This window comes from Rhizobium zaerense, from assembly GCF_051810725.1.
GTDB classification, from domain to species: domain Bacteria; phylum Pseudomonadota; class Alphaproteobacteria; order Rhizobiales; family Rhizobiaceae; genus Rhizobium; species Rhizobium leguminosarum_I.
In genome coordinates this window covers 2,357,195-2,371,941 of sequence record NZ_CM132690.1, presented here as the reverse complement: position 1 = coordinate 2,371,941, position 14,747 = coordinate 2,357,195, and the positions used below count along the sequence as shown (strand labels likewise).

Sequence of the window (14,747 nt, the reverse complement as noted above, 5' to 3'; positions counted from 1 at the left end):
ATGCTGCTTTCCGCCCACACTCCAGAGCGAGGCGACGGCAACGTCGCTCTCAACGCCGCCGAATGGCTCTCGCTGGCCGCCGCAGCAGACGGATCAGTTGCTAAGCCGAGCAGCGGCATCGCTAGCCGGGGCGGCCGGATCGCCGCCCACACCGCCGATTGGCTGTCGCTCGCCGCCGCCCCGACATTCGCTGTCATGGCGCTGCTGACAGCCACGACCGGCAGCATCGACATGATCTGCATGACGGCGCCGGATGCCTTCCCGATTGGCGGAATGGTGCCGATGTACCTGCTGATGAGCGGCTTCCACCTGGCGCCCTGGCTACGGCTCGCCGCCGCCGGCTGGCGGGTCTGAGTGGGTGGCGTCGCGCCCTCTTCTCCCCGCTGGAGAGAAGAGGCAGCAAGCCGCACTGCCCCTCCCGTAATATCTCCCTGCCGGCCCTCCCACGTTCACGCCCTCGCCTCGATAAAATCGATCGGCCCGCCAGCAAACTCGTCGTCGAAGACCGCGCAGGAAAGCTTGCCGCCGAAGACGCAGCCGCTGTCGATGTTTGTGCGGTTTCCCGTCGTCATGGGGTTGGACAGTGATGGCGTATGGCCGTGGACGAGGTGCTTGCCCCAATATTCGCCTGGCTCACCGGCCACGAACCGCATCCATAGAAGATCGTCCTCGCTCTGCCGGTCCAGCGGAAATGCCGGATCGACACCGGCATGGACAAAGATACGATGCCGATCGACATGCATGAGCGGACGATCGGCCGCCCATTGAAGATGCTGAGGCAAAACCCTGCCCCCATAGGATATTTCGGTCTCCAGCCCGCCGTTGCCGAGCCACACGGCTCTGCTCTGACCGTCGGCATAGGCTGCGACCATCATATCCTCATGATTGCCTTTCAGGCAGATCCATCTCCACGGCTCAGATGGACCGGCAATGATCCGGTCGAGGACACTTTTGCTGTCAGGCCCACGATCGATATAGTCGCCAAGGAAGACCACTGTCCCTTCAGGCGCATAGGCCTCGATAAGATCGATCATCCTATTCAGGGGATCGATACAGCCGTGGATATCACCTACGGCGAATGTGTAGCGCATGTTTCAACCCTCTCGGCTGCTGCGACGGCCCGCGGCCAAGGACGTGGAGGCGCGCCAGGACATTGTGCCGAGGCTCGCACCGCTCGCCGCCCGCCCATCATCCAACGAAAGCCAGTCGCCGTCGCGAAAGCCGACTCAATCTCCGGCATTTATGGCGGTTGGCTCTCCTTCCGCTTGAGGCAATCGCCACAACGCTCAAGCCTGTTCAGTGGGGTAGAGCGTCAGGATATTGACATTGACCCTGCGCGGCTGCGTCACCGCATAGACAATGGCCGCGGCGACGTCCGCGGCCTCCAGTTGCTCCATGTCGCCCAGCCTTTGCTCCACCGCCTCGCGGACACTGGCGCGCATATGAGAGGTAAACTCGGTCCTGACGGCGCCGGGCTCGATGCAGGTGACGCGAATGCCATCCCGGCCAATCTCGCGCCGCAGCGATTCCGCCATAGCGCTCGCCGCATGCTTGGTTCCGGAATAGACCGTCGAGGGATGAATGTACCGGCCGGTGCCGGAGGAGACGATGACGATATGGCCGGTCCCCTGCCGCTGCATCGCCGGCAACGCCGCATGGATCGGATAGAGCAGCCCGAGGAAGTTGACCTCGACCATCTCCCGATACTCGGCGGTGGTCGTGTTCCGGAACGGCGCGGCAACGCCGACGCCGGCGACGCAGAGCAGCATGTCGAGCCTGCCGAAATCGCCGATCGCCCGCTCCACCATCGCCACAGCCTGTGCCTCGTCGGACACGTCGGCCTCGATCGGCAGGACCTCACCGCCGCGCTCGCGGATGCGCTCCGCCAACGCCTCGAGGCGCGGCATGCGGCGGGCGGCGATCACCACACTTGCCCCTTCCTCCACCAGCGCCAGAGCGGTCGCCGCACCTATGCCAGACGAAGCGCCGGCAATGAGGGCGACCCTGCCACTGAGCTTTTTGTCTGTCTGCATACCGGCTCTCCCGTCTTTTGGTTCAGGGTTGGCGAAATTATCGGCAATTTAGGCTGCGATGATCATAGCAACAATGCTATATAAATCGAACAGACTATGTGGACTTCGAGGCATAATGCGCGGCAGCGACTCCGCGGAGCTCAAGGCGTTCGTGACCATCGTCGCGCAGGCGCGGTTCGGGGGCAGCAGAGACCGCTCGAAGAAACCGCAATGGATCGTAGGATGACAACCAGACAGGGCACCCGTCAGCGATCGCCGTGACAGTCGCCGAAGATGCCGATCCACGGACGCTTGGCGCATCAATAAAAGCCGGGCGTTGCGTACCATCAAGGGCAGCTTGTAGCCCTAAGGCGACCTTGCATTGTGCGGTCGCCACCGGGTATGCGTTCATCCCATGAAAAAATACGGACGAACCTATCACCTGCCGATTTCGCCCGGAGCGACAAGCGACGATAAGGTCATGGCGAAGCTTGACGGGCTGATGATCGCCGATCTTGTCATCACCGAGAAAATGGATGGTGAGAACACGACAATTCATCGGAGTGGGTCTCACGCCCGCAGCCCCGACAGCCGTTACCATTCGTCGCGCGATTGGCTTAAAGCCTTTGCCGCCGGGATCAGCCCGCAACTGGCAGACGGCGAACGCATCGTGGGCGAGAACCTCTATGCCCGGCACTCGATCGGCTATGATGATCTGCCGTCATACTTCCTCGGCTTTGCATGGATTATCGAAGGCGAAGTTCAGTCCTGGGATCTGACTCTGGCTCGGTTCGAAGAACTGAGCATCGTTCCCGTGTCGACTCTGTATCGGGGACCATACAAAGCCGGCCTGTTCGAGGATACTGCGGCCTCGCTGGATAGGACCAGCTAGGAGGGGTTTGTCGTTCGGATCGCTGATGCCTTCCCAGAAACCGAAATGCCAGTTCGCATGGGCAAATATGTGCGGGACAACCACGTTCAAAGTGAAACGCATTGGATGCAGTCGGAACTCATTCCCAATCGCTTGGCGAATCACTGACGGCCGCTCGCCACCCCATCCGCCATTCCTGTGATTGTCACAGGCATGGCGGATGGGGTGGCGCTTCTGCCAAACTTCACACCGGCGCAATGCCGAACCACACCCGCGATCACCCCTCCGTAAAACTGCGGCGGATCGCCTTCCAACTCTCGGCATCCGGCGCCAAGAGCAGCCGGCCCTTGGTCATCGCGGGACGATAGGCTTCACCGCTGAGCAATGCCCCGTAGCCGCCGGCTTCGTGATGGATCAGCACGCCGGCGGCGTGGTCCCAGGGTTTGAGCTCGGCGTTCAGCGAAAAACTCATCGCCCCCGATGCCACCGACCGGTACTCATAGGCCGAGCAGCGCCATGTGGTGGTGCGGGCAAAGTGCAGCATGCTCCGAGCGTAGACCGGCTGCTCCTCGGCGGGAAACATATGCAGCGGCACGAAGCCGTGCATTTCCCCGATCGGCCTCGGCGGCGCGACGCTGAGCCGGGTCTGCGTGCCGTCGCCGGCAATATGCCACGCCCCTCGCCCCTGCCGGGCGGCGAGGAATTCGCCGGTCACGGGATAGTGGATCAGCCCGGCCACGGTCTCTCCGCCGGAGACGATCGCCACGATCATGCCGAACAGTGGCAGGCCGTGGGCGAAATTCCAGGTGCCGTCGACCGGATCGATGATCGCGGCGAGATCGGCGTCGGCAAGCCGCGCCAATACGGCGGGATCGACCGAAACCGCTTCTTCGCCGATGAGCAGTGCCTCGGGAAAGCGCGCCGAAAGCGCCTCGGTGAGCCGTCGCTCGGCGCCGAGATCGGCATCGGTCACCAGATCGTCGGGCGCGGTCTTGGTGCGAATGCCCTCGGCGGTGATGCCGCGGAAGCGGGGCAGGATTTCCGCCTTCGCCGCCCGGCGCATATCCTCCATCACGGCGAAGAATACGTCATCCGACACCTCCCTCATGCGCGGCGTGCCTCGATATAGGCCTTAAGCGCGGCGGGTTGGTCGGTCTGGATGACGCTGATGCCGGCCGCCATCATCCGTCCCCAGATCGCGTCGGGATCGGCAAGCGCCGCACTATCGGTCAAGCCGCAGCAGGAGACCGGATCGAGCGTGTTGACCCAGAGCGAGATTCCGGCGTTACGCAGACGCGCGTGCTGGCCGGCCAGCGTCTCAAGCGCATCGAACTTGGCTTCGCACATGAAGGGGCGCGCCGCGATAACTGCCTTGGCGGTCTCTTCGGCGCTCCCGACCCTGAAGAACGCCTGGCCCATGAACGGAATGCCGTCGATCCCGGGCTGCCTGGCGAGCCAAGCCAGCGCCTCCGGCGTGTCGGCGCGAGCCTTGAGATCGACCTGGTCGGCCATGCCAATCTCTTTGACCTTGGCCGCGACGATGCCCATCATCTCAAGGTCCTTGAGGTCGAGATCGACGAAGATGCGGCCGCGCACGGTTTCGAGCACCTGTTCCAGCGTCGGAACGGTCTGCGTCGTGAACGGCTGGTCCGGCCCGCCATCGGCCATGCGCAGCCGCAGGCTGGTGATCTCGGCGATCGTCATCTCCTCGGGGATGCGATCGATGCCAGCCATGCGCTCTAGCGTGTCGTCGTGCAGGATGAACAGCACGCCATCGGCGCTCTGGCGGATATCCACCTCAACGATGTCATAGCCGCCGGCAATCGCATTCTCGATTGCCGCAAGGCTGTTTTCGGGAGCCTGATGCCAGGCACCGCGATGGGCGACGATGGCGCAGGCGCGCGACGGGTCGGCAATGTGGTCGATGTATTTCATGGGATTTCCTCTAGAACAATTCCAGCAAAAGTGCGCAGCGGCTTTGCGTCCGGAATTGTGTTAAAACAAAGAGATAGAACGTTTCCGTGTTTCGGAGAAAAACGGTAATGTTCTAGTTTGCGCCGAATGCGCCTGGTATGGCCCTGCCGCTTTCCGCATCGAAGAGATGCAGGCGGGAGGCAGGGAAATTGAGAGAGAGTTGGCTGTGATCCGGCATCTCGACGCCGAAGGGTGTCGCGATCCTGATGACTGAGCCGCCGAGCGCGGCTGCCAGGATCGCGTGCGAGCCGAGATCCTCGCGAAACCGCAGAGCTGACGTGACCACATGTCCGTTGGCCCCGCCACCGATCAGGATATCCTCTGGCCGGATGCCGAGCTTATAGTCTCCGGTGAGCCGGGCTTGCGCCACCACCTGCCCGTCGGCGAGCCTGAGCACCGTGCCGTCGCCGGTGACCGGCAGGATATTCATCGGCGGCGCGCCGATGAATTTGGCGACGAAGACCGAGGCCGGCTGGTGATAGATCGCCTTCGGCGTGTCGAACTGTTCGATCCGCCCCTTGTTGAGGATGAGGATGCGGTCGGCCAGCGTCATCGCCTCCACCTGATCGTGGGTGACGAAGATGGTGGTGGCGCCGATGCGCCGGTGCAGTTCGGCAAGTTCGACACGCATGTCGTGCCTGAGCTGCGCGTCGAGGTTGGAGAGCGGCTCGTCGAATAGAAGCACGCCGGGCTCGCGTATGATGGCGCGGCCAATCGCGACGCGCTGGCGCTGGCCGCCGGAAAGCTGTACCGGTTTGCGGCCGAGGAAATCCGACAGCCCGAGCATCTTCGCCACCGCCCCGACCCGCTCGATGCGCTCGGCCTTTTGCATACCGGCGACCTTGAGGCTGTAGGCGATGTTGTCGAAGACGCTCATATGCGGATAGAGCGCATAGTTCTGGAACACCATGGCGCAGCCGCGGTGTTTCGGCTCCAGATCCTGCACCTGCCGGCCGCCGATGACGATCGTGCCGCCGCTTACCCGCTCCAGCCCCGCGATCATCTGCAGCAGCGTGGACTTGCCGCAACCGGAGGGACCGAGCACGACGCTGAATTCACCGGCCCTGAGCTCGACATCCATCGGCGGAATGATGACGGTCTCCGCGTCATAGGCCTTGGTGACGCCTGACAGCGTGATGTTGGCGGCAGCAGCGCGAATGGCTATGTCGATGGCGTTCATGGCTATTTCTCCGTGAGAGTAAGGCCCTGGACGAGATAGCGCTGCAGCAGCGCGATCATCGCGAGCGGAAATATGGAAACGATGACGGCGCCGGCCATGATCATCGGAAAGTCGGGAATCTCTCCGTCCGAATCCGGCACGAGCCGCGCCAGCCCGACGACGGCGGTCTGCATGTCTGACGTCGAGGCGGCGACCAGCGGCCAGAGATATTGCGTCCAGCCGCTGAGGAAGGTCAGCACGAAAAGCGCGCCGAAACTGGTACGCGACAAGGGCAGCAGGATATCGAAAAGGAAGCGGATCGGCCCCGCCCCATCCATGCGCGCCGCTTTGAGCAGATCCTTGGGCAAGGTGAGGAAGAACTGGCGGAACAGGAAGGTGCCGGTGCCATGCGCCACAAGCGGCGCGATCAGTCCGAAATGCGTGTTCAGCACGCTCCATTCAAGCTTTACCGGCGCGCCGAAGACTTGGGCGATCAGCCCGTTCAAACCGGTGATATCGAGCAGCGCGTTAACCGGCGAAAACACGTTCGACGCGGCCTGGTAGGTGGTGATGACGCGGATCTCGATTGGCAGCATGATGGTCGCCAGAATCAGCGCGAAGACCACACCCGCCCAGCGAACACGGAAATAGACGATGGCATAGGCCGACAGAAGCGACAGGACGCAGGTCGCGAATGCGTCGCCGAAGGCGACCACCAGACTGTTCAGCATCTGGATCGGGATGTGCGTCTCGGTGAAGATGTGCGCCGCATTGGCGAAAAACTGGTCGCCGGGATACCAGGCGAGCCCGTTGCGCAACATGAATTCATAGGATTGCGAGGCTGTCGTCAGGGTCAGGTACAGCGGCCCGAGGATATAGACGATGCCGACGATGAGGACGAGGCTGGCTGCGATATTGAGGGAACGTGCGTTTTCGATCATGGGGTCACCGCTCGTAGTTGATGCGCCGGCCGAGGAAGAGGAATTGGGCGGCGGTGAGGAGGACGACGAAGACCATCAGGATCGCCGTCTGGGTCGAGGCGCCGGAGAGGTCGTAGCCGCTGAAACCGTCGGTGTAGATTTTGTAGACGAGCAACGTGGTGGCCCCGCCCGGACCACCACGGGTGATCGTATCGATCAGCGCGAAGGCCGAGGTGACACTTTCGGTGAACTCAAGCACCAGCGTCAGGAAGAGCTGCGGCATGATGAGCGGCAGTTGCACGTCGAAAATCCGCCGCCACGGCCCCGCCCCATCCATTGCGGCTGCCTGGTGCATGGTCTTCGGGATCGACTGCAGTCCAGCGAGCAGAATGACGAAATTGAACGGGATGCCGCCCCAGACATGCGCTGCGATCAGCGTGATGAAGGCATCCGTGCCGTCGATGCCGGGCGCCCAGATGCCCGGAAAGGCTGAGTTGAGTGGCGCGAGCACGCCGACGAACGGATTGAAGATGAAAGCGAAGACGACGCCGATCGAAGCGCCGGCAACCCCCTTCGGCCAGACCAGCACATTGCGCGCCGGCAACGACAGGCGGATCTTCCGGTCGGCCGCGACCGCAAGGATCAGCGGGACCACCACCGCGAGTGAGGAGGCGGTGACCATGAAGACGATGGTGCGCCAACAGCCCTCCCAGAACTCCGGATCGGAGAACACCCGGGCGAAATTGTCCCAGCCGACGAACATCGAACCGCCACCGAAGGGGCGTTCGAGGAAGAATGACCAGTAGAAGGCCTGAAAAACAGGCACGTAGAAGAAAAATGCGATCAGCAGCATGAGCGGCGCCACCAGCAAAAGCGGCAGCCAGCGATGGCTGAAGAGAGAAGATTCCGACATCATGGAGAAGCCCTGCATTGGGAGGACCGGCATGGGTGTATGGGTCACATGCCGGACACGGGAGCACGCGCGCCCGTGCGCGGGACGTCCAAACGTCCCGCGCGTGAGATGTCGGGATCACTGCATCTTCACGCCCTTGTAGGTCTGCTCGAAGCGACGCAGCAGCTCGTCGCCACGCCTCTTGGCGTTGTCGAGCGCCACCTGCATGGTCTCCTGGCCGGCAAATGCCTTCTGGGTCTCTTCCATGAACACCTGGCGGAACTGTACGTAGAAGCCTAGACGGATGCCGCGGGTATCCGGCGTGCGCGGCTGGTTCATCGATTCGATGCCGACGGCCGCCGTCGCATATTTCGGCGAGTTCGCCTCGCCGCTCTTGGCGATCGCATCCATCACGTCGTTGGTGACGGGGACGTAGCCGGTGGCCGCGGTCAGAAACATCTGCTGTTCGGGACGGCGCAGGAAGTCGAGGAAGGCCTTGGCACCTTCGATCTCGGCTTTGTCGTGACCTTTCATGATGTAGATCGAGGCGCCGCCGACAAAGGTGTTGTGTCGCTCGTAGCCATCATACATCGGCGCCATGCCGATGCTGAGCTCGTATTTGCCTTCGAACGCCTTCGCCGAGGCGGTATAGGAACCCGAGGAATTCTCCATCATGGCGCATTCGCCGGTGTTGAAGGCGGCGGTGAAGTTGCCGGCCTTGGTATCGGCATTGAGCTTGACGAGGCCTTCCTTGCGCCAGTCGATCAGATTCTGGAGATGCTTGGCGGCGAAGGTCGTGTTGAACACATATTCGGCGTCGAGACCGTCATAGCCGTTATGCTTTGAGGCGATCGGCAGGCCATGGCGGGCGGAAAACTGTTCGAGCACGCGCCATGTATCGCCATCGGTGGTGAAGGGGCAGGCATTACCTGAAGCCTTAAGCTTGCGGGCGGCCTCGATGATCTCTTCCCAGGTCGCAGGCGTCTTGGTGATGCCGGCTTTCTCAAGCTCGGTCTTGTTGGTGTAGAACAGTAACGTCGAGGCATTGTAGGGCTGCGCGAAAAGCGCGCCACCGGAGGTTTCGTAGTAGGCCCGCGCGCCAGCGATATAATTGCCCCACTTGACCTCGGGCAGCTCCGCCTGGACCGGCACGACGGCATCTGACAGCATCAGGTCGAGCGTGCCGGCGTCGAAGAACTGGATGAGGACGGGATGGTTGTTGGCACGGAAGGCGGCGATTGCCTTCTGCATCGACACTTCGTAGCTGCCCTGGCCGACGCAGGTGATGTGATGCTCCGATTGTGCGGCATTGAAAGCGCTGCACTGGTCCTGGATCGCCTTTTCGACGACGCCCGTATTGCCGTACCAGAATTCGATATTAGCGGCCTGCGCCGAACATGCGCCCGCCATCAGCGCGGCCGCAGCCGCCAGAATGGAAATCTTCATCTTGCCCTCACCTGATTTGATTGGCCGGCCTCCAGCGCCGACGCCGTGACAGCACTTTATTACACATCACGTGTAACAATTTGGTGACGGGCGCAAGCCGCTTGTCGCAAAGCAGGGCTGCTGCTATAGCGCATGGACGCAAGTACTGGAGACAACAGCAATAATTACTACACGCCTATAGTAATTATTGACGAAGGAAGTGCTGATATGACCTATTTCCCGGAGCCGCTGATCGCCCAGCACTTCCTTCGCGAAGGCGGGGGCGTCGTCTCCTCGAACGAACGCGATCTGCTGAGGTTGATCTGGCGTCACCCCGGCCTGTCGCGCTCCGAAGTCACCGGCCACACCGACCTCACCCAGCAATCCGTCTACCGGATCATCGACCAGTTGGAGGAACGCGCCATCATTTCCTTCGGTTCGCCGAAACCCGGCGCCGGTCGTGGCCAGCCGAGCCCAACGCTCCGGCTTAACGGTCGCTACGCCTATTCCTGCGGCATCTCGGTCAATACCGACGTGATTGGCATCTGCCTGATGGATATATCTGGCAAGGTGCTGGCCGAAAGCAGCATCATCCTGCGGGAACGTTCGATGGCCCAGTCGCTCGATCTCGTCCTGGAGCAGCTGGTCGAACACCAGAGAGAGAACGACCTCTCCGAGGAGACTTTCTTCGGGATCGGCTTTGCCATCGCCGGTTTCCACGTCAGCGGCACCCGCTACAACGCCCCGCTGCCGCTGCACGAGTGGTCGCTCATCGAACTTGGGCCGCTACTGTCGGAATTTTTCGGCAAGCCGGTCTGGGTGCACAATGGCGGCAAGGCGGGAACGGTCGCCGAATCCATGTTCGGCGCCGGCCGCTATATCAGGCACTTCGCTTATCTGAGCTTCAACTACGGCTTCGGCGGCGGCCTGGTCAGCAACGGCGAGCTGCTGCATAACGGCATCGGCAATGCCGGCGAATTCTCGGGCATGTACGACGCCGAGGAGAATAAGCGCCGGCCGGCTTTGCAATATCTGATCGAAAACCTCACCCGCAATGGCGTCGACGTTCCCTCGATCAGCTACATGCGCAAGCATTTCGACCCGAAATGGCCAGGCGTCGTGGAATGGGTGGACGAGGTGGCGCCTGCCTATAGCCGCCTCATCAACGCGATCTGGGCGATCTTCGATCCGCAAGGGATCGTCTTCGGCGGCCAAATTCCCTCCGCCCTGGCACAGCTTTTGATCGACCGCACCGAGATCTTCGACCGCCCCCGTTACGGCGTGCCACGCCCTCGCCCGAAGCTGATCATCTCCGAGATAGCAAGCGACGCATCGGCTATGGGAGCCGCCATCGCCCCGTTCAAATCGGCCTATTATTGATCCGAGCGACTTCGCCGCCGTCGGCAGAAATCGATTCCCTCTCGGCCTCTTACGGCAACTCTCTCTGCTTCCGCTTGAGGAAATCACGCATTTTCCCTCGAAACGCGAAGCAGGCGATTTTCGGCCGCGCGGTCCTGCGCTATGATCTGATTCTGGCACAGCCCACGCCTCCCCCCTCCGTCGGGAAAGCAGACGTCATGCGGGGCCACCTGAACCGAGCCGACTGTTCGAGCATCTTGCATAAGGAGGGATTGCGAAAACCGCTCGCAATAGGAGGTTTATGAATGAAGATGTCTGCGCCTATCTATCACCTGAAGCGTAAAGCCAGAAAGCTTTCCCGAGCCGAGGACATGCCCTTGCACCAGGCGCTCGACCGCATAGCCCTGGAAGAAGGCTACGGCGGCTGGAGCCTGCTTGCGGCAAAAGCAGCGGCGGAAGCACCCGCCGGCAAGCTGTTTCAGCAATTGCGGCCCGGCGATCTCCTGCTCGTCGGCGCCCGGCCCGGCCACGGCAAGACCCTGATGGGGCTCGAACTCGCCGTCGAGGCGATGAAATCAGGCCGTCCAGGTGTGTTCTTCTCGCTGGAATATACGGAAGAGGATATTGTCGATCGCTTCCGCGCCATCGGTGTCGACCGGGCACGATTCGAGCGTCTGTTCGAATTCGACGGCTCCGATGCTATCAGCTCCGCCTACATCGCCGAGAGACTGGCGGCCGCACCGCGCGGCACGCTCGTCGTCATCGACTATCTACAACTGCTCGACCAGAGGCGGGAGAACCCCGAACTCTCCGTCCAGGTCCGCACTCTGAAGGCTTTCGCCCGCGAGCGCGGCTTGATCGTGGTCTTCATCTCCCAGATCGATCGATCCTACGAGCGATCGCAAAAGCCCCTGCCTGATATCGCCGATATCAGGCTGCCGAACCCGCTCGACTTGAAACTGTTCGACAAGATGTGCTTCTTGAACAACGGCCAGGTGGCATTTCAGGCTGCGCGATAAGGACCTGCCGTGACCCCGTCGCGGGCCCGCGGGACCTTGCCCTGCCACGCCGGTTTTATCATACTGCCCGACATGAGCGGATATCAGAGCCCTGTCGATTTCTACATGCGCCCCGGCCCGATGACATCGGCCGGGTCGCATGCCCCTGCCCTTGCTGCGCTCAAGGGCGTCGAAACCGTTGCTGCGGCCGTGCAAGGCGCGCTGCTGCATGAAGCCTGGGCTCCGCACTACAATCAGCCGCTCACCCCGGCGCGAAGGGCGCAGTCACACACGCGGCCGGCGCGAGAGATACTCGATGCGATCATGGAAATCGATCCCGCCCCGCTCGACATCCCGCGCCCACCGGAGAAGCGCAGCATCGGCGTGTGCCGCCATTTCACCGTTCTCGCCTGCGCGGCACTCAAGGCCCAGAGCGTCCCGGCGCGTGCCCGCTGCGGCTTCGGCATGTATTTCGAGGTCGGTAAGGGCATCGATCACTGGATCGCCGAATATTGGGACGGAGAGCGCTGGATCTCTGCGGACTTCCAGATCGACGATCGTCAGCGCGCCGCCTTGCAGCTCGATTTCGATCCCCTCGACCAGCCGCCGGGCAAATTCCTCAGCGCTGGCGAAACCTGGCAGCGCTGCCGCGCCCGCTCCGCCGACCCCGCCAGTTTCGGCATCTTCGACGAGTCGGGCCTATGGTTCATCGCGATGAATCTCGTGCGCGACTTCGCCGCCCTCAACAATATGGAGATGCTTCCCTGGGACAATTGGGGAGCGATGCCGCAGCCCGAGGAAGAAATATCTCCGGATGGATTGGCGCATTTCGATCGTCTCTCCGCCCTGACGACCGACGTGGACGAACGCTTCGGGGAGCTGCGGGCGCTCTACCAGTACGATGCCGGACTGCGCGTGCCGGCGCAGGTCTTCAATGGCGTGCGCAAGCAACTGGAGGATATCGGCGGCGCGTGATCACGCAATGAGACTATCATCGGTCGGTGCATGACACGTTCGCGCGCTACACCGCCGTAGGCACACTATTCCTGTACTCGTCATAGGGACAATTCCTGTACTCGTCATAGGAACATCGTCTCTTGTCAGATCGGCTTGATTTCACCCCAGACAATCCCGGTGCGGACAATGAAGCTCAACCGATCATCAGTCGAATAAGAGCGCAACAGCTCCGAGAGTTCCGCGTCAAAGCTTGCGATCTGGTCGCCGAGTTTCGAAGGTGCAAACGTATCGCGCGAATGCTGGCAGGAGATGAAATCCGCGACGCTCGGCTCAAAGGGACGCTCTGACACGAACTGTTCGCTGCCGCAGAGGTTGAGATGGCTCTGGTAGCTTCGCATGCCCTCGGACCTCTTGTCGTGATCGAAAGGCTGACCCTTGACCTCCGGCACCCACTTCCGCAGGAAAGAATGCCAATCCGATTGCCATGGAGGTTCGAACGGGTCGTCTCCGGAAATCACGGCCATGACGTGACCTGCTGTGGCGTTTGCCAAAAGATGCGGAAACAGCCTGCCATGATCCATCCAGTGGATGCTTGCCGCTGCGACCGTCAGGTCGAAAGATTCACCGCCGGTCGGGAAGTCCTCGCCGAAACTTTCTACCCACCGGATATTCAGCGCGTTACCGCCCGGCAGCGATCTGCCGAGAGCGATCATCTGCTCCGAGAGATCAACCGCCGTGACTGTTGTAAACGCACCCGCCAGCGGGCGGGAGATTTTTCCAGGCCCGCAACCAATATCCAGGAGATGCTGTGATCGCGGCGCAATTGCCAGAAGCTTTCGAAATACGGCATCGGGGTAAGGTGGCCGATACCGGTAATTTGCGACAACGTCGGTTTCCGAAAAGGAAGAGCCCCTGCGCTGATCCATCAAAAACTCCATGCTCTCGCCGCATAAGCAGAGGCTGCAACACGCGTTTATGTCAATTGGTTTTCATCGATCCAGCCATCCGGTTCCGATTGTCTTCCGGCCCCAAACTGTGCCATGACGCATCAACCCCAGACGCAACAGACCAAGGTGCGGCATCGGCATGAAGAAGATCGGTTTCCTCTCGTTCGGACACTGGACGCCCTCGCCCCAATCGCAGACGCGCTCGGCCGGCGACGCGCTGCTGCAGTCGATCGACCTTGCCGTCGCGGCCGAGGAGCTCGGCGCCGACGGAGCGTATTTTCGCGTGCATCATTTCGCCCGACAGCTGGCCGCACCCTTCCCGCTGCTATCAGCCGTCGGCGCGAGAACCAAGCGGATCGAGATCGGCACCGCCGTCATCGACATGCGCTACGAGAACCCGCTTTATATGGCCGAGGATGCCGGTGCGGCCGACCTCATCGCCGGCGGCCGCCTGCAGCTCGGCATCAGCCGCGGTTCGCCCGAACAGGTGATCGATGGCTGGCGCCATTTCGGTTATGCCCCGCCAGAGGGCCAGAGCGAGGCCGATATGGCCCGCCATCACGCCGAAGTCTTCCTCGAAGTGCTGCGCGGCGAAGGATTTGCCAAACCGAACCCACGGCCGATGTTTCCAAACCCGCCCGGCCTCCTGCGCCTAGAGCCGCATTCCGAGGGCCTGCGCGAGCGGATCTGGTGGGGCGCAAGCTCGAATGCCACCGCCGTTTGGGCAGCCAAGCTCGGCATGAACCTGCAGAGTTCGACGCTGAAGGACGATGAGACGGGCGAACCCTTCCACGTCCAGCAGGCCGACCAGATCTGCGCATACCGCGAGGCCTGGAAAGAAGCCGGCCACACGCGCCAGCCGCGCGTCTCGGTCAGCCGCAGCATCTTCGCACTGGTCGACGACCGCGACCGCGCCTATTTCGGCTATGGCAACGACGGTGAAGACAAGATCGGCTTCATCGACGAGAAGACCCGGGCGATCTTCGGCCGCAGCTACGCCGCAGAGCCCGACGCCCTGATCAAGCAACTCGCCGAAGACCAAGCCATCGCCGAGGCAGACACTCTGCTGCTGACCGTCCCCAACCAGCTCGGCGTCGACTACAACGCCCATGTCATTGAAGCGATCCTCACCCACGTCGCGCCTGCGATGAGTTGGCGCTGACGCCGCGGCACGACAGGCTGTCTTCGCCGGCTACAGCGCCGCGCGTCTTTTCGGACGCGCAAAGGACGCTG

15 protein-coding genes are annotated in these 14,747 nt (G+C 62.0%); 6 read left to right on the top strand and 9 right to left on the bottom strand.

Translation table 11 applies throughout. The features are described from left to right. Positions 1-354 (top strand): hypothetical protein, encoded by a 354-nt coding sequence (locus ACS4RR_RS11375; protein WP_222384055.1) that lies wholly within the window; start codon positions 1-3, stop codon positions 352-354. 95 nt (positions 355-449) lie between these two features. Here ACS4RR_RS11375 and ACS4RR_RS11370 read toward each other — a convergent pair whose 3' ends face one another. Together ACS4RR_RS11370 and ACS4RR_RS11365 are read right to left on the bottom strand one after the other, a co-directional pair. Next, positions 450-1,091, bottom strand: a complete 642-nt coding sequence (locus ACS4RR_RS11370; protein WP_260108970.1) for a metallophosphoesterase family protein — start codon at positions 1,089-1,091, stop codon at positions 450-452. A gap of 195 nt (positions 1,092-1,286) precedes the next feature. Further along, complete coding sequence (locus ACS4RR_RS11365; RefSeq protein WP_162116106.1) at positions 1,287-2,033, bottom strand: SDR family oxidoreductase; 747 nt, start codon at positions 2,031-2,033, stop codon at positions 1,287-1,289. 394 nt (positions 2,034-2,427) lie between these two features. Here ACS4RR_RS11365 and ACS4RR_RS11360 point away from each other — a divergent pair, with 394 nt between their 5' ends. Then, the gene (locus tag ACS4RR_RS11360; RefSeq protein ID WP_260108971.1) at positions 2,428-2,904 is read left to right on the top strand and encodes an RNA ligase family protein; all 477 of its coding nucleotides are present in this window, start codon (positions 2,428-2,430) and stop codon (positions 2,902-2,904) included. A 256-nt stretch (positions 2,905-3,160) separates the two neighbouring features. On the opposite strand, the gene ACS4RR_RS11355 is transcribed toward ACS4RR_RS11360, so the two are convergent. The 6 genes from ACS4RR_RS11355 to ACS4RR_RS11330 all read right to left on the bottom strand — a co-directional run bounded on the left by ACS4RR_RS11355 (position 3,161) and on the right by ACS4RR_RS11330 (position 9,274). After that, entirely contained in the window at positions 3,161-3,991 is an 831-nt protein-coding gene (locus ACS4RR_RS11355; protein WP_162116105.1) for an inositol monophosphatase family protein, read from the bottom strand. Continuing rightward, on the bottom strand, positions 3,988-4,818 hold the full coding sequence (locus ACS4RR_RS11350) for a glycerophosphodiester phosphodiesterase family protein (RefSeq protein WP_017964925.1): 831 nt from the start codon (positions 4,816-4,818) through the stop codon (positions 3,988-3,990). Before ACS4RR_RS11350 ends, ACS4RR_RS11355 begins: the two co-directional genes overlap by 4 nt. Positions 4,819-4,930: 112 nt before the next feature. Continuing rightward, positions 4,931-6,037, bottom strand: coding sequence for an ABC transporter ATP-binding protein (locus ACS4RR_RS11345; RefSeq protein WP_260108972.1), 1,107 nt, complete (start codon positions 6,035-6,037; stop codon positions 4,931-4,933). Between the two features lie 2 nt (positions 6,038-6,039). Continuing rightward, positions 6,040-6,957 (bottom strand): ABC transporter permease subunit, encoded by a 918-nt coding sequence (locus tag ACS4RR_RS11340; protein WP_222384051.1) that lies wholly within the window; start codon positions 6,955-6,957, stop codon positions 6,040-6,042. Positions 6,958-6,961: 4 nt separating this feature from the next. Further along, positions 6,962-7,852, bottom strand: coding sequence for a carbohydrate ABC transporter permease (locus ACS4RR_RS11335; protein WP_026154219.1), 891 nt, complete (start codon positions 7,850-7,852; stop codon positions 6,962-6,964). Between the two features lie 114 nt (positions 7,853-7,966). Next, entirely contained in the window at positions 7,967-9,274 is a 1,308-nt protein-coding gene (locus tag ACS4RR_RS11330; protein ID WP_222384049.1) for an extracellular solute-binding protein, read from the bottom strand. Positions 9,275-9,481: 207 nt separating this feature from the next. Here ACS4RR_RS11330 and ACS4RR_RS11325 point away from each other — a divergent pair, with 207 nt between their 5' ends. The 3 genes from ACS4RR_RS11325 to ACS4RR_RS11315 all read left to right on the top strand — a co-directional run bounded on the left by ACS4RR_RS11325 (position 9,482) and on the right by ACS4RR_RS11315 (position 12,585). Continuing rightward, positions 9,482-10,633 carry an ROK family transcriptional regulator gene (locus tag ACS4RR_RS11325; RefSeq protein ID WP_222384048.1) on the top strand — a complete coding sequence of 384 codons (1,152 nt, stop codon included), beginning with the start codon at positions 9,482-9,484 and terminating at the stop codon, positions 10,631-10,633. 284 nt (positions 10,634-10,917) lie between these two features. Further along, a complete protein-coding gene (locus ACS4RR_RS11320) occupies positions 10,918-11,631 on the top strand; it encodes a DNA helicase (protein WP_222384047.1) in 714 nt (237 codons plus the stop codon). A 72-nt stretch (positions 11,632-11,703) separates the two neighbouring features. Beyond that, positions 11,704-12,585 carry a transglutaminase-like domain-containing protein gene (locus ACS4RR_RS11315; RefSeq protein WP_260108973.1) on the top strand — a complete coding sequence of 294 codons (882 nt, stop codon included), beginning with the start codon at positions 11,704-11,706 and terminating at the stop codon, positions 12,583-12,585. A 125-nt stretch (positions 12,586-12,710) separates the two neighbouring features. Here ACS4RR_RS11315 and ACS4RR_RS11310 read toward each other — a convergent pair whose 3' ends face one another. Continuing rightward, the gene (locus ACS4RR_RS11310) at positions 12,711-13,493 is read right to left on the bottom strand and encodes a class I SAM-dependent methyltransferase (RefSeq protein ID WP_260108974.1); all 783 of its coding nucleotides are present in this window, start codon (positions 13,491-13,493) and stop codon (positions 12,711-12,713) included. Between the two features lie 160 nt (positions 13,494-13,653). Between ACS4RR_RS11310 and ACS4RR_RS11305 the strand changes: the two genes are divergently transcribed. Continuing rightward, positions 13,654-14,676, top strand: coding sequence for an LLM class flavin-dependent oxidoreductase (locus ACS4RR_RS11305; protein ID WP_456190095.1), 1,023 nt, complete (start codon positions 13,654-13,656; stop codon positions 14,674-14,676). Positions 14,677-14,747 lie beyond the last annotated feature (71 nt).